Source organism: Nonomuraea sp. KM90 (assembly GCF_052246675.1).
Classification (GTDB): Bacteria; Actinomycetota; Actinomycetes; order Streptosporangiales; family Streptosporangiaceae; genus Nonomuraea.
In genome coordinates this window covers 24,660-38,021 of sequence record NZ_JBQQCB010000077.1, presented here as the reverse complement: position 1 = coordinate 38,021, position 13,362 = coordinate 24,660, and the positions used below count along the sequence as shown (strand labels likewise).

The 13,362-nt window shown below is 69.6% G+C and carries 12 protein-coding genes and 1 pseudogene; 1 reads left to right on the top strand and 12 read right to left on the bottom strand.

Features of this window, described 5'->3' with window-relative positions; genetic code table 11:
- Nucleotides 1-246: 246 nt before the first annotated feature.
- The 12 genes and pseudogenes from ACTWPW_RS43655 to ACTWPW_RS43600 all read right to left on the bottom strand — a co-directional run bounded on the left by ACTWPW_RS43655 (nucleotide 247) and on the right by ACTWPW_RS43600 (nucleotide 11,773).
- Nucleotides 247-525: a hypothetical protein gene (locus tag ACTWPW_RS43655; protein WP_443172173.1), complete on the bottom strand. Its 279-nt coding sequence runs from the start codon at nucleotides 523-525 to the stop codon at nucleotides 247-249.
- Between the two features lie 122 nt (nucleotides 526-647).
- Nucleotides 648-893: a hypothetical protein gene (locus ACTWPW_RS43650; RefSeq protein ID WP_443172194.1), complete on the bottom strand. Its 246-nt coding sequence runs from the start codon at nucleotides 891-893 to the stop codon at nucleotides 648-650.
- 204 nt (nucleotides 894-1,097) lie between these two features.
- A pseudogene (locus ACTWPW_RS43645) lies at nucleotides 1,098-2,048 on the bottom strand (DUF1593 domain-containing protein); the annotation flags it as partial.
- A 166-nt stretch (nucleotides 2,049-2,214) separates the two neighbouring features.
- Entirely contained in the window at nucleotides 2,215-3,207 is a 993-nt protein-coding gene (locus ACTWPW_RS43640) for a D-ribose ABC transporter substrate-binding protein (protein WP_375117860.1), read from the bottom strand.
- 30 nt (nucleotides 3,208-3,237) lie between these two features.
- Nucleotides 3,238-4,335, bottom strand: coding sequence for an ABC transporter permease (locus ACTWPW_RS43635; RefSeq protein WP_375117861.1), 1,098 nt, complete (start codon nucleotides 4,333-4,335; stop codon nucleotides 3,238-3,240).
- Nucleotides 4,332-5,852 (bottom strand): sugar ABC transporter ATP-binding protein, encoded by a 1,521-nt coding sequence (locus ACTWPW_RS43630; RefSeq protein ID WP_443172172.1) that lies wholly within the window; start codon nucleotides 5,850-5,852, stop codon nucleotides 4,332-4,334. The genes ACTWPW_RS43635 and ACTWPW_RS43630 overlap by 4 nt, the downstream gene beginning before the upstream one ends.
- A complete protein-coding gene (locus tag ACTWPW_RS43625) occupies nucleotides 5,849-6,493 on the bottom strand; it encodes a DUF2291 family protein (protein ID WP_443172171.1) in 645 nt (214 codons plus the stop codon). The genes ACTWPW_RS43630 and ACTWPW_RS43625 overlap by 4 nt, the downstream gene beginning before the upstream one ends.
- A complete protein-coding gene (locus ACTWPW_RS43620) occupies nucleotides 6,490-7,947 on the bottom strand; it encodes an FGGY-family carbohydrate kinase (RefSeq protein WP_443172170.1) in 1,458 nt (485 codons plus the stop codon). The genes ACTWPW_RS43625 and ACTWPW_RS43620 overlap by 4 nt, the downstream gene beginning before the upstream one ends.
- The gene (locus tag ACTWPW_RS43615; RefSeq protein ID WP_375117865.1) at nucleotides 7,940-8,896 is read right to left on the bottom strand and encodes a transketolase family protein; all 957 of its coding nucleotides are present in this window, start codon (nucleotides 8,894-8,896) and stop codon (nucleotides 7,940-7,942) included. The genes ACTWPW_RS43620 and ACTWPW_RS43615 overlap by 8 nt, the downstream gene beginning before the upstream one ends.
- A complete protein-coding gene (locus ACTWPW_RS43610) occupies nucleotides 8,896-9,795 on the bottom strand; it encodes a transketolase (protein WP_375117866.1) in 900 nt (299 codons plus the stop codon). The genes ACTWPW_RS43615 and ACTWPW_RS43610 overlap by 1 nt, the downstream gene beginning before the upstream one ends.
- On the bottom strand, nucleotides 9,792-10,793 hold the full coding sequence (locus ACTWPW_RS43605) for a sugar phosphate isomerase/epimerase family protein (protein ID WP_375117907.1): 1,002 nt from the start codon (nucleotides 10,791-10,793) through the stop codon (nucleotides 9,792-9,794). The genes ACTWPW_RS43610 and ACTWPW_RS43605 overlap by 4 nt, the downstream gene beginning before the upstream one ends.
- A 59-nt stretch (nucleotides 10,794-10,852) precedes the next feature.
- Nucleotides 10,853-11,773, bottom strand: a complete 921-nt coding sequence (locus ACTWPW_RS43600) for a nucleoside hydrolase (RefSeq protein WP_443172169.1) — start codon at nucleotides 11,771-11,773, stop codon at nucleotides 10,853-10,855.
- 246 nt (nucleotides 11,774-12,019) lie between these two features.
- On the opposite strand from ACTWPW_RS43600, the gene ACTWPW_RS43595 reads away from it, so the two are divergent.
- Nucleotides 12,020-13,012: a sugar-binding transcriptional regulator gene (locus tag ACTWPW_RS43595; RefSeq protein ID WP_443172168.1), complete on the top strand. Its 993-nt coding sequence runs from the start codon at nucleotides 12,020-12,022 to the stop codon at nucleotides 13,010-13,012.
- Nucleotides 13,013-13,362 lie beyond the last annotated feature (350 nt).

Below are 13,362 nucleotides of genomic sequence, written 5' to 3'. Positions count from 1 at the left end.
GAGCTTCTGGGTGGACTTGACGAAGATCGCGTCGCTGAACTTCGCCTGCCCGGCCCTGCGCTTGATCAGAAAGTCCGGCTGCCTGCGGCCCCATTCTTAACGTACCGACATCAGGAGGCACGCCGGAAACCGGCAGGAACAACGCGCTCTGCGCCAGGAGGCCGGCAGACAGCTGCGACCACTTACCAACGACCGGCACTGGCCTAAACCTTGACGGCGACCGCTGGCAGCCGCGTCCCAGCCCGATCACCACCCCCTGATCTGCCAACCCGCGCGGCACGCCGAACCGACGATCAATCGGCGGAACCACTGCTGCGGCCGGCGCCGGGCCGGCGTGAGCTTGCAAGTGGGGCGCAGGCCAGCGCAATCAGAGTTGACGCTGGCGAACACAAGGGCGGGAAGGGTGACCACGGTGCGGACCAGGCCCCGCGTGACCGCCTCCTTGAGCAGGCGGGACACGCGGGGCAGGGAGAGGTCGAGTGCGGCGGCGATCTCCGGCCGGCGGCTGCCCTGCTCGTGGTACATGCGGGCGACGCGGGCAAGGAGCCGCAGGTGGTGACCTCGCGCCCCCGGACCACCGCACCGCCTTTCTCCGCAGAGTCGGACGTCCGCTTCAGTGTAGGGGGCGCCGGGCCCCGCTCATCTGCTCAGGACCGCACGGTCAGCACCACCCGCTGGTACGAGGTGAGGGCCGGGGTGCCGGCGTCCGTGCCTTGCAGGATGAGGTGGATGGTCTGGCCAGGCTGCGCGTCACGCGGGATGCGCACCCGGGCGGCGCCGTCGCGCTGGGTCAGCGAGACCGTGCCGGGGTAGGTGCCGGCGTCGGTGTACTGCCACCACGTGGCGGTGACGGCGTTCCCGTCGGGGTCGGTGATACGCCCGTTCAGCGTCACCGTCCGGCCGGGGCGGATGTCGCGGTCCAGCCGTCCGGAGACGGTGACGTCCGGCGCGTGATTGACGGCGGCGTGACCGCGGGTGGTGGTCCACTTCAGCCGGGTGGCGAAGTCGTGCTGCGCGGCGCGGAACCAGCGGGTGGAGGCGTAGTCGGCGGACGCGGTGCCGTCGGGGGCGACGTCGGTCCCGGCGCGCCCGCCCCAGCCGCCCCAGCTCGCGTCGGTGCCGGCGCGCAGGCCGTTGTCGAGGAGGTTCATGAAGATGGAGGTGTCTCCTTCGGAGATCCACGATCCCTTCTCCTGGAGGGAGGTCCACACGATGTAGCCCTTCTCCCGGAGTTGCTCGGCGGTCAGGCCGGAGAGTCCGAAGAAGTCGAAGATGTCGTCGGGCACCATCTGCTTGCCATCGCCCCACACCCGGTAGAACGACCCCAACGGGCCGACATCGGACACGTTCGCCTTGGTCCAGGCGGCGGACAGCAGCTCGGCGTCCTGCGGCAGGACGGCCCGGCGGGCGCCGTAGCCCCAGATGGTGGTGGCCATCTGGCGAAACTCGACGTCCGGCCAGGTGGGTCCGATCTACTTGGCGTAGGTGTCGTCCTGGTCGCCGAACGACTGGATGATGGCCTTCTGCGACACCTTGCGGTAGATCGCGGGCCAGGAGGGCGTGTGCTCGTACTGGTCCTTGATGGACTTCAGGGCGCGGGCGATCGTGCTCTGACCCGCCCCGGTGAGCAGGTACAGAGGGCCGGGCTCGTCGTCGAGGAGTTTGCGCTTGATGAGGCCGGAGCCGGGAGAGTCCTTGGAGATGTCTCCGTCGAACTCGATGTTGCCGTCGAGGATCTTCGACTTCAGCTCCTGCGGGCTCGGGTAGCCCTTGGCGTGCGCCCGCAGGTTGGGGTACGCGTGCGCGTACAGGTCGACGGCCTCGTGGATGAAGCGCTCGCCGGGCTTCCACCGCCAGGACGTGCACGGGCAGAGGTTCAGCCCTGGCCTGTCGTACTCGCGGCCGGGGACGAACCACGTGGTGCCCTTGCCGTCGCCCGCCCAGTGCACGCCGCTGCTGGCGTACAGCAGCCCTTCGGTGTCGAACTCGTTGCTGTAGAGCAGGTAGCGGATCAGCGTGTTCTGGTCGTCCAGCTCGGGGTCGTGCATCAGTATGACGCGCGGCCTGCGGTCCCCTCCCCCGTGATGTGCGGCGTCGGCTCCGGCGGGCGGCGCCGCGCCGCAGGTGACGATGACGGCCAGCGCGCAGGTCAGCAGGCGGCCCAGTAATGTCGCGGTCGGTCTCATCGGATTCTCCGCTCCTCGGGCTCGGGTGTTACTTCCTGGCGAAGACGCCGAAGTCGTCGGCGTTGTCCTTGGTGACGAGCTCGCAGTCGATGGACTGCTTCTCCTCCTTGCCGGTCTTGCCGGTCTTGATGAACTGGTCGGCCTGGTCCACAGCGCTGGTGGCGCCGAGCGCGGCCGGCTGTAGCGCGGTGGCGTGCATCTCGCCGGCCTTGATGGCGGCGATCGCGTCGGGGCTGCCGTCGAAGCCGACCACCGTGACCTTGTCCAGCAGGTTCGCTGCCTTCAGCGCGGCGACCGCGCCCAGGGCCATGGTGTCGTTGCCGGCGATGACGCCCTGGATGTCGCGGCTCTTCTGGATGATGGTCTCCATCTTGGTGAACGCCTCCTGCTGGTCCCAGTTGGCGCTCTCCTTGGCGACCTGCTTCATGTCGGGGTACTGGGAGATCACGTCGGCGAAGCCCTTGGAGCGCACGCTGGCGTTGGTGTCGGACTCCTTGCCGACCAGCTCGACGTAGTTGCCCTTGCTCTTCATCGCCTCGACGAACGACTGCGCGGCGAGCTGGGCGCCCTGGGAGTTGTTGGAGACGATCTGCGCCTTGGCGATGCCGGTGGCGTTGATCTCCCGGTCGATCAGGAAGACGGGGACGCCGCCCTCGGTGGCCTTGCGCACCGGGCCGATGGAGGCGTCGGCGCCGGCGTTGTCCAGGACGATCGCCTTGGCCTGGCGGGAGATCGCGGCGTCGATCAGCTCGCTCTGCTTGTTGGGGTCGTCGTCGTGGGAGGCCACGGACGTCTGGTAGCCGAGCTTCTCCGCCTGCGCCTTGGCCGCGTCGGCCTCGGCCTTGAAGAACGGGTTGTCGTGGGACGGGGTGATGATGGCGATCAGCCCGCCGGCCGCGCCGGTGCCGCTGCCGCTGCTCGCGGACGCGCTGGTCGAGGGCTGCTCGGCGCCGCCGCCGCAGGCGGTCAGGGCGGCGCAGCCGATGGTCAGGGACAGGGCCATGGTCAGGACACGGCGCATGGTGGTTCTCCTTGCGGGGGGTGGTGCTACTTAGTCGTGGTGCTTGGTCGCGGCGACCGCCGCGGCGGCGGCTCCCCGACGTTTGAATCGCTGCTGGCCCTGGTCGAGCATGACGGCGAGGATGATCACGGCGCCCTTGATGAGGATCTGCCAGAACGTCGACACGCCCAGGATCACCAGGCCGTCGGCGAGGAAGCCGATGACGAACGCGCCGACCAGGGTGCCGCGCACGGTGCCCCGGCCGCCGCTGAGCGCCGCGCCACCGATGACGACCGCGGCGATGGCGTTCAGCTCGTAGGTCTCCCCCGCCTGCGGCGCGGCTGAGGTGAGCTCTGAGGCGATGATGAGCCCGGCGACGGCGGCGCACGCGCCGGAGATCACGTACACGATGGTCTTGACCCGCCGGATCGGCACCCCGGACAGGTCGGCGGCCCGCTCGTTGCCGCCGGTGGCGTACAGCCAGCGGCCGAACGGGGACTTGGCCAGCAACAGGGTGGCCAGCGCCGCCAGCGCGATCATGATCCAGATCGAGGTCGGCAGGCCGAGCGGGCGGCCGCTGCCGAGCAGGCCGAAGCCGGTGTTGCCGAGGGCGGGGTGGCCGGCCAGGTTGGGGTAGGTGGCGCCGTCGGAGATGAGCATCGCCGCGCCGCGGGCCACGTACAGCATGCCGAGGGTGGCGATGAACGGCGCCACGTTGAAGCGGGTGACGAGCAGCCCGTTGACCGCGCCGACGGCCATGCCGACCGTCACGCACAGCACGATCACCACCCACACCGGCGGGTAGGCGATCACGCCGCCGACGTGCAGGCCGCCCAGCAGCTCACCAGCCACAACCCCGGACAGGCCCACGATCGAGCCCACCGACAGGTCGATGCCGCCCTTGAGGATGACCAGCAGCATGCCCAGCGCGATCACGGCGTTGATCGCCACGTGCTTGGTCATGGTGATCAGGTTCGGCACGGTCAGGAACGCGTCGGACAGCACGCTGAACACCACGATGAGCACGGCGAGCGCGATGAACGCGCGCAGCTCGAAGGCCACGTTGAGCACGGACAGCCGGCGTGCCGTGGCGGCGGCCCGGTCCGGGCGGGCTGTCTCGGCCGCCGGCCTGGACGCTGTCGAGGTCATCGGAGCGCACCTCCGTTCGTGGCGCCGTCGGATACGCGCATGAGTTCCTCCCGATCGATCTCTCCGCGCCGGTACTCGCCGACGACGGCGCCGCGGGCGAGCACGAGCAGCCGGTCGGGGATGTGCAGTGCTTCCTCGGCCTCGGAGGTGGTGAACAACACGGCCAGCCCGCGGCGGGCCTGAGCGGCCATGAGCTGGAAGATGTCGGCCTTGGCGCCGACGTCCACGCCGCGGGACGGCTCGTCCAGCAGCAGCACACGGGGCCCGGTCAGCAGCGCCTTGCCGATGACGACCTTCTGCTGGTTGCCGCCGCTGAGCGAGCCGATGGCCGCCTTGGCGCCGCTGGTCTTGACGGTGATGTCGGCGATGACGCGCCGCACGGCCTCGCCCTCGCGGGCGGCCGAGACGAACAGCCGCCGCACGTACTGGTAGAGCCCGGCCAGCGACAGGTTCTCGCCGACGGTCATGGTCTGCACGAGCCCGTCGCGCTGCCGGTCCTCGGGGACGAGCACGAGGCCGCGCTGGATGCGGTCGCGGATGCCCGCCCGCGTCAGCGGCTCGCCCGCCAGGACGATCTGGCCGGACGCGGGCGAAAGGCGCCCGGCGAGTGCTTCGAGCAGCTCCGTGCGGCCGGACCCCATGAGCCCGTAGACGCCGACGATCTCCCCGGCGCGCAGGGTCAGGGTCACGCCGCCGACGGCGAGCCGGTCGGGGTTGCCGGGATCGGTCACGACCAGATCGCGCAGGTCAAGGACCGGCTCCCCCGCCTGTGACTCCCGGTCGGGGAACAGGGTGTCCTGATCGCGGCCGACCATCTGCTCGACGATCCAGCGCAGGTCCACCTCGGCCGCCTCGGCGGTGGCCACCAGCGTGCCGTCACGCAACACCACCACGTCGTCCGCGATGTCGAGAGCCTCGTCCAGGTGGTGGGAAATGTAGACCACGGCGACCCCACGCGCCGTGAGGTCACGGATGACCTTGAACAGCACCTCCACCTCGGGCGCGGTGAGCGCGGAGGTGGGCTCGTCCATGATCAGCACTCGGGTGTCCTGGAGCAGGGCCCGCGCGATCTCCACGATCTGCTGCTGGCCGAGCCGCAGGTCGGCCACCAGCGTGTCCGGGTCGAGGTCCTCCTCCAGGGTGCGCAGCACGGCGAGCGCCCGCTCGCGCTGCGCCCTGCGGTCCACCGCGCCGAACGGGGTGCGCAGCTCACGGGCCAGGAACAGATTGTCGGTGATGCTGAGGTTCGGGCACAGACTCAGCTCCTGATGGATGATGGCAATGCCCAGGTCGGCGGCGTCCCGCGAGGAGGCCAGCCGCACCGGCCCGCCGTCCAGCTCGACGTGGCCGGTGGTGGGCTGCTCGATCCCGGCCAGGATCTTCATCAACGTGGACTTGCCGGCGCCGTTCTCCCCGAACAAGGCGGTGACGCGGCCGGGCGCGACGGCGAAGTCCACGCCCCTGAGCGCGTGCGTGCCGCCATAGACCTTGGTGACCTCGCGGGCCCGCAGCATCATGAGATCTCCACTGGGGTGATGGTCACCGTCTGCGGGGTGAGCAGCGTGAACGCGCCGGTGAAGGTGATCTCCTTGCCGTCCAGCGCCGCCACGTCCAGGCCGTTGAGCAGCTTGGCGCGCAGCTCGTTGTTCAGCGCGGTGGCCGCGTCGGCGTACTCGACCTGGTTGGTGAACTGGCCGAAGGTGATGAACCCGGCAGCGTCGCGCAGCGCGGTGCCGTTGATGGCCGGGCCGATCTGCAGCGACACCCGCGTGCCGTCCGGCACGCCCTCGACGGTGACCGGCAGCAGGCCCGAGCGCGCCTTCCCCGCCTCGCCCCTGCCCTTGACCGCGAAGGTGTACGGGCCGGTGCCCTGGCGCTTGCCGTACTTCTGCCCGGCCGCGTCCTTGTCGCCGGCCAGCGCCTTGAGCAGGACGGGCAGGTCCACGGCCGACTGCTTGATGGCCGGTACGACCTTGGCCTCGTAGTTCTGCGCGCCGAACGCGGCCGGGTCGAACTTCGCGGGCGCCGCCGCGGCGGCCGTCTCGGCGGTGCGGTACTCCGTGTCCACCGCCATGAGCACGACCAGCGCGGCGACGGCCGCGGCGGCGATCCAGCGGGCAGGGACGCGCCGACGGGCGGCCGGCGCCGTTGTGGTCATGTGCTGCTTCCTTCCTGCGCGGGCCGGGCGCGGCGGACCGCCTGCCGCCAGGCGGCCTGCCGCGCCCGGCGGTAGGGGTCGTCCGCCGCCGGCCGGAACTCCTCAACCGGCCGTGGACGGCGCTGCAGTTGCTCGGTCGTCCAGAGCTTGGCGGCGAGCCCGGCGGCGTCGGCCACGCCGAGCGCGGACAGATCGTGCTCGCCGGAACGCGCGACGGTCCGCCCGCTGAGGTCGGCCTGTGTCTGCATGAGCCGGGCGCTGCGGGTGAGCCCGCCGTCCGCCATGAGAACGCCTACCTGCCCGACCGCCTGCTCGATGGCGGCCACGACGTCCTCGACCTGGAAGGCCACGGCCTCCAGGGCGGCGGCGGCGAGCTGGGCGCGCCGGGTGCCCAGGGTGAGGCCGGTGACGACGGGGGTGGCGTCCGGGTCCCACCAGGGAGCGCCGAGCCCGCCGAACGCGGGCACGAAGTACACCTCGCCCGGGTCGGTGTCCTCCGCCTCGGCCAGCAGGGTCTCGGCGGGCACGTCCAGCAGCTCCGACAGCCAGGTGATGGTGCGGCCGGCCGCGCGGATGTTGCCCTCGACCGCCGGTACCGGACCGTTCCCGATGTCCCAGGCGATGCTGCGGCACAGCCCCTCCGATCGTCCGCCGCCGATGGCCATCACCGACGAGCCCGTCCCGTAGGTGGCCTTGACCACGCCAGGCCGCCAGCCGGCGTGGGCGAACATCGCCGCGTGCGAGTCACCCATCACCGCCAGCACCGGAACCCCGTCGGGCAGCGGCGCCAGCCCCCGGACCGCGGGGAACGGCCCGCACGAGGGCACCACCCGCGGCAGCACCTCGGCCGACACCCCGAACAGCTCCAGCAGCCGTGAATCCCATGCCCCGGCCTGAACGCCGAGGAGCTGGGTGCGGGAGGCGTTGCCGACCTCGATGAGGTGCTCGCCACCGAAGCGGCTGAGCAACCAGGAGTCAACGGTGCCCAGGCACAGCTCCCCTGCCCGGCTACGCTCCGGATCGTGGGTGTCGAGCAGCCAGCGGGCCTTGAGCGCGGAGAACATGGGGTCCAGGGGCATGCCACTGACCGCCCGCACGAGCTCGGCCTGATCGGCCAGCTCGTGGCAGCGGGCGGCGGTGCGCTGGTCCTGCCAGCTCAGCAGCGGCCCGAGGGGTTCGCCGGTGCGGCGATCCCACAGGACAAGGGACTCGCGCTGGGTGCTGATGCCCACGCCGGCGACCCGTGCGGCGTGCTCGGGGGTGACACAGCCGGCGACCGCCAGCCGCACGCTCTGCCACAGCTCTCCCGGGTCCTGCTCCACCCAGCCGGGCCGGGGCTGGGTCTCGGCGAGCGGGGCGGACGCGCGGGAGACCACGCGGCCTGTGTCGTCCACGAGGAGGGCCTTGGTGGAGCTGGTGCCCTGGTCGATGGCCAGGATGAGCGGGCTAGCCATGGCGCAGCAGGTCTCGTGCGGAGGCGGCGATGCCCTCGGGGGACATGCCGTAGCGGTCGAGCAGGAACGCCGCCGATCCGGTCGGGGCGAACTCGGGGATGCCGAGAATGGTGACGCGGGCCGGATGGTGCTGGACGACGGTCTCGGCGACGGCGCCTCCGAGGCCGCCGGCGATGGTCGACTCCTCGACGGTGACGATACCCGCGGTCTCCCGCGCCGCCGCCACGACCGCCTCCGCATCGAGCGGCTTGACCGTCGGCATGGACAGCACACGCGCCGAGATGCCTTCAGCTTCCAGCTGCTCGGCGGCGACCAGCGCCCGCCACAGCACGGTGCCGTTGGCGATCAGCGTCACGTCACCGCCGTCGCGCAACGTCACCGCCCTGCCGGGCACGAACGCGTAGTCGTCCGCGTTCACCTGCGGCACGCTCATGCGACTGACCCGCACGAACACCGGCCCCTCCACCCGCGCGGCCCAGCGCAGCGCGGCGCTCGTCTCGACGGGGTCGGCCGGGACGATGACGGTCAGGTTGTCGATGGCCCGCAGCCAGGCGATGTCCTCGATCGAATGGTGGGTGGCGCCCAGCTCGCCGTAAGCGACGCCCGGGCTCATGCCGCACAGCTTGACGTTGTGGTTGGAGTAGGCCACGTCGGCCTTGATCTGCTCCAGTGCCCGGGCGGTCAGGAAGCAGGAGGCCGCCGACACGAACGGGATCCGCCCGCCATTGGCCAGCCCGGCGGCCACGCCGACCATGTCCTGCTCGGCGATGCCGACGTTGATCAGCCGGTCGGGGAAGGACCTGCGGAAGCTGGTCAGCTTGCTGGAGCCGACCGAGTCGTTGACCACGCCGACGATCCGGTGGTCCTCGTGCGCCAGCTCGGACAGGGTCGCCACATAGGCGTCCCGGCAGTCGAAGCGGGGCAGATCGGCGACCGAGGCTCGCGGCATCAACGCTCCTTCTCCAGTTCGGTCAGCGCCTGCTGGTATTCGGATTCGTTCGGCACCTTGTGGTGCCAGGCGACGTTGTTGCTCATGAACGAGATCGGATGTCCCTTGTGCGTGTGGGCGATGACGAAGGTGGGCTTGCCGGGCCGGAACGGCACCGATGACAGCACGTCCAGCAGCTCGCCGTGGTCGTGCCCGTTGACCTCGACCACGGCGAAGCCGAAGGCGGCGGCCTTGTCCGCGAGCGGGTCGAGGTCGTTGGTCTCCTTGACGGTGGCGCCCTGCTGGAGGCGGTTGCGGTCGACGATCACGGTCAGCCGGTCGAGCTGGTGCTGGGAGGCGGCCATCATCGCCTCCCAGTTGCTGCCCTCCTGCAGCTCGCCGTCGCCCACCAGCACGTACGTACGCCGCAGCGACACATCCAGCTTGGCCGACAACGCGTGCCCGACCGCCACCGGCAGGCCGTGCCCGAGCGGCCCGGTGTTGGCCTCCACGCCGGCCACCTTCGTCCGGTTGGGATGACCATTCAGCGCCGACAGCGGCTGCAGAAAGGTCGCCAGCTCGGCAACCGCCAGGAAGCCGAACGCGGCGAGGGTCGTATAGAGCGCACCCGCGACGTGGCCCTTGCTCAGGATGAACCGGTCCCGCTCGGGGTCGGTGACCCGGTCGGGGCTGATGTCCAGCACCGCCCCGTAGAGAGTGGCGAGGACGTCGATGGCGGAGAAGTCGCCGCCGATGTGCCCGGCCCGTGCGTGGTGGATGAGCTTGAGGTCCTGGATGCGGATCTGCCGCGCGGCCTCGGCGAGGTGCGCGACCTGCTCCGCGCGGCTCGCATGCCGGTCCAGCCTGCCGAACACCGGCAGGGTGACATGGCTCTGGACGGCCTCGGCGAGCTCGGTCATGCGTCCTCCAGCCCGGTCATCGAGGTCAGCAGCGCGTTCTGAACCAGCCGCTGGGCGGCCAACGCGTCGTGCGCGGCCTGGGCCCGGGCGAGCGCGTCGTCGTCCAGAACGTCCAACGCGCGGTGGATCGCCTTGAGGAAGCGGATGGCCTGCTTGGCGGCTTGGACGCTGTCCTCTCTAAAGGGGAACTGGTCGAGCTGCCACACGCCATCCCAATTGTTCTTGCGCAGGGTGTGGAAGAACTCGAACGTTTCCACCAGGTGCACCGAGCCGACGACCATGTCGTCGTCCCAGCCGCGCATGTTGTCGTTGACGTCGATCGCGAACAGCCGTCCGTAGTCGATGGCGAGCTGCGCGGCGTCGGCCGGGGTCTCCTGCCCGTACAGCGAGTGGCCGAAGTCGAGCAGGATGCCCAGGTTGGGCAGGCCGATGCGTTCGATGCCGAGCAGGGTCCGGGCCACGCTCGGGAAGATGATCTTCACACGTGGTTCGCGCGGCTTGTACTCGATCACATAGTTGATCTCCGGGTGCGCCGAGCACAACTCCTTCAGTCCGTCGAGCGCAAGCTTCCACACGTCGTGGTAGTTCACCTGGAACGGGTAGTCCCAGCCGTCCTGGCCCGGCCACAGCTTCACGTACGAACAGCCCAATTCCAGCGCCACCTCGGTGGCGTCGTGCATCAACGCCAGCGCATGCTTGCGAACCGCCGGATCGGGGTTGGTGAACGAGCCCTTCACGAAGTCCCGCGTGTAGATCTCGGGGGTGACCGCGATGGCCGTCAAATCGTTCTTGGCCAGCGCGGCCTTGACGTCGTCCAGCGTGCCGTCGAAGCCCACGAACGGCCAGTTCAGGTCCACCACCGACAGCTCGCCCACGGCTCCGGCGCGGTCGATCTGCTCCAGCAGGCCGACCGGCGGCCCGTACCCGTCGGTGGCGTAACGGTCTTTGTATGTGGCGAAATGCCAGATACCAGCGCCAAAAGTCGGCATATCCGTCATGTTGATCACTCCTCGTCAGTCATCCCGTGATGGCCTGGTGTGTCAGTTGGGTAGGTGTGCTAGGCGTGCTCGCGCCCGAAAGCCCGGATCTTGGCGAACATGTCCGCCAGTAGAAAGCGCACGTCGATCTCCTCGACGACCCCGATCAGGTGGCCGGAGCCGGGCAGGCAGGAGCCGTCGGCGCTGAAGCGGGGAGCGGGTCTCGTGCGAAAGTTTCCACTCATCGGGAAGAGCATCAGCGCGATGGCGGGCGAATCGCCCAAGGAGCGGGACTCGATCGGCTCGGGGTGATAGACGGCGTTCCACTCGTGCAGTTGCTTGATGAGGTAGCGGCCCAGCGTGCCGCCGCCACCGATCTTCTCCTCCAGTTCGGCGTAGCTCACCGACACCTTGGTGTAGACGTCGCGCGGCACCTGCCACACGGTGATGCCGGAGCCGAAGACCACGTTGGCGGCGTGGATGTCGTTGGAGAGGTTGAACTCGATTCCCAGGCCCTCGTCGTAGCCGCGGTAGCCAGGGCCGCCGATCCAGATCACGACCACCGGGCGCCGCACCAGCCCTGGGTCCAGCAGGATCGCGGAGGCCATGTCGGTCAGCGGACCAAGAAAGGCCACATAGAGCGGATCATCCTGTGTCGCGAGCTTCGATTCCTCGATGATCAACTGCGCGCCGGGCGAGTCCACCGGGGTGCGCTCGTCCGGCAGGGCGGTCGCCGCGCCGTCGGCCACCGTGACGGAGCCGGTCAGGTGGAGCAGGTCGAGCAGAAGGTCGATCTCCTCGCGGGACTCCTCCATACTCCGCTGTGATCGCCGGGTGCCGAAGTGGGCCGGGATCAGTCCCCTGACGTCGAACGTGGGTGACAACAGCCCATGGACGATGGCGAACTGGTCATCGGCTTCGTTCTTGGCGTCGGTGTTGATGATCACCCTGCGTTGGCGCATCGCAGTCTCCAAGTAGTGCATAATTATGCGATAGCGCATAATATTCCGTGTCCGTAGATTGGCTGATCCGCGCATGTCTGTCAATAACTCTGAGCAACCTTCCACAGTGCGAACCGCGTGTTCTCGCCGAAACACGCAGCCCCGGCCTGCCTGGCGCGCAGGACGGCGCGCAGAACGGAGCGGATCAGGCAGCAAGAACCTGGCCCCTGCGTGCACGACGAGTGACCTCGCGGATGGACAATGTTGGGCGATGGCACTCCGCGACGACGAAGGGGACGGATCCTGATGGCTGTCCAGGCGAGCGGCGCCGGCCGATCCGCCTCCGACGGGCGGGTGCGGCTGATCACCAAGGTCGCGCACATGTACCACGAACAGGGCATCCGCCAGGCCGACATCGCCGACGCCCTGCACATCTCCCAGACAAAGGTGTCCCGGTTGCTGAAGCGGGCCGGCGAGATCGGGATCGTGCGGACGGTGGTCGTCGTCTCCCAAGGCGTACACCTGGCCCTGGAGCAGGGCCTGGAGAGCCGGTACGGCTTACAGGAGGCCGTCGTCGTCGACGTCGACGGTGACGAGTCAGAGATCATCGCCGGCATCGGCTCTGCCGGAGCGGCCTACCTCGAATCGACCCTGGCAGGCGGGGAGCGAATCGGCATCTCGCCGTGGAGCCAGACGCTGCTGTCGGTCGCCGATCGGCTGCACCCGCTCCGCGTGGCCGGCGCCGACCGCGTCGTCCAGCTCGCCGGCGGTGTCGGCGAAGGCGCCGTCCAGGCCAAGGCCAACCGCCTGCTGAGCCATCTCGCCGAACTGGTCGGCGCCGAACCGATCTACGTCCAGGCTCCCGGCCTGGTCAGCACCGCCGAGACCCGCCGGAGCCTGGTCACGGACACGGCCATGCAGTCGATCACCAAGGAGTGGCAGAGCCTGACCATGGCTCTGGTCGGCATCGGCAGCGTGCAGCCCTCGCCACTGCTGCGCGACAGCGGCAACGCCATCGCCCCCGCCGACCAGGACCAGCTCATCGCCGCCCACGCGGTCGGCGATGTCTGCCAGCGGTACTTCGACAGCGCAGGCGAGCTGATCCACAGCGACCTGAACAGCCGCGTCGTCGGCATCGACCCGGAGATCCTGCGCACGATCCCGCGCCGCATCGGCATGGCCGGCGGCGAGCGCAAGCACGCGGCCATCCGCGCGGCGATCAGCGGCGGCTGGGTCAACGTCTTGATCACCGACGTCGCAACCGCCCGCACGCTGCTCGACGAACCCTCCCAGGGATGAACGACAAACAGCAACATGCCGGATGAGCGGATGTATGCGAGCGCCAGGGCAAGGGCCAGTGGCAGGTCTCGCAGGTGTTCGGCTATCGAATTCGCCTTTTGCCGGGTGGGCTGAGGGAACTGGCCGGTGATGAGTGTGATGCTGTCGTTTCGGACGAACGACTCGACGCGGCGTGCGGTACCGACCTGTTCCGGGCGAGCATCCCGGGTGGTGAGAACCACATGCCCGCCTGTCCGGCGGCAGGAAGTCTTGCAGCGTCTGCGGGTGTTCGGCGTTGTCAAAGGCTAGGAGGTAGCGAGTCGATTCTTCGTTTCGGCGGAGCGTATCGAAGACGTGCTGGACCCCCACGT

Coding starts and splice junctions, on each gene's coding strand:
- ACTWPW_RS43635 (WP_375117861.1), bottom strand. CDS start 4,335: ATGACCTCGACAGCGTCCAGGCCGGCGGCCGAGACAGCCCGCCCGGAC.
- ACTWPW_RS43655 (WP_443172173.1), bottom strand. CDS start 525: ATGTACCACGAGCAGGGCAGCCGCCGGCCGGAGATCGCCGCCGCACTC.
- ACTWPW_RS43640 (WP_375117860.1), bottom strand. CDS start 3,207: ATGCGCCGTGTCCTGACCATGGCCCTGTCCCTGACCATCGGCTGCGCC.
- ACTWPW_RS43605 (WP_375117907.1), bottom strand. CDS start 10,793: ATGACGGATATGCCGACTTTTGGCGCTGGTATCTGGCATTTCGCCACA.
- ACTWPW_RS43625 (WP_443172171.1), bottom strand. CDS start 6,493: ATGACCACAACGGCGCCGGCCGCCCGTCGGCGCGTCCCTGCCCGCTGG.
- ACTWPW_RS43595 (WP_443172168.1), top strand. CDS start 12,020: ATGGCTGTCCAGGCGAGCGGCGCCGGCCGATCCGCCTCCGACGGGCGG.
- ACTWPW_RS43630 (WP_443172172.1), bottom strand. CDS start 5,852: ATGATGCTGCGGGCCCGCGAGGTCACCAAGGTCTATGGCGGCACGCAC.
- ACTWPW_RS43620 (WP_443172170.1), bottom strand. CDS start 7,947: ATGGCTAGCCCGCTCATCCTGGCCATCGACCAGGGCACCAGCTCCACC.
- ACTWPW_RS43610 (WP_375117866.1), bottom strand. CDS start 9,795: ATGACCGAGCTCGCCGAGGCCGTCCAGAGCCATGTCACCCTGCCGGTG.
- ACTWPW_RS43615 (WP_375117865.1), bottom strand. CDS start 8,896: ATGCCGCGAGCCTCGGTCGCCGATCTGCCCCGCTTCGACTGCCGGGAC.
- ACTWPW_RS43600 (WP_443172169.1), bottom strand. CDS start 11,773: ATGCGCTATCGCATAATTATGCACTACTTGGAGACTGCGATGCGCCAA.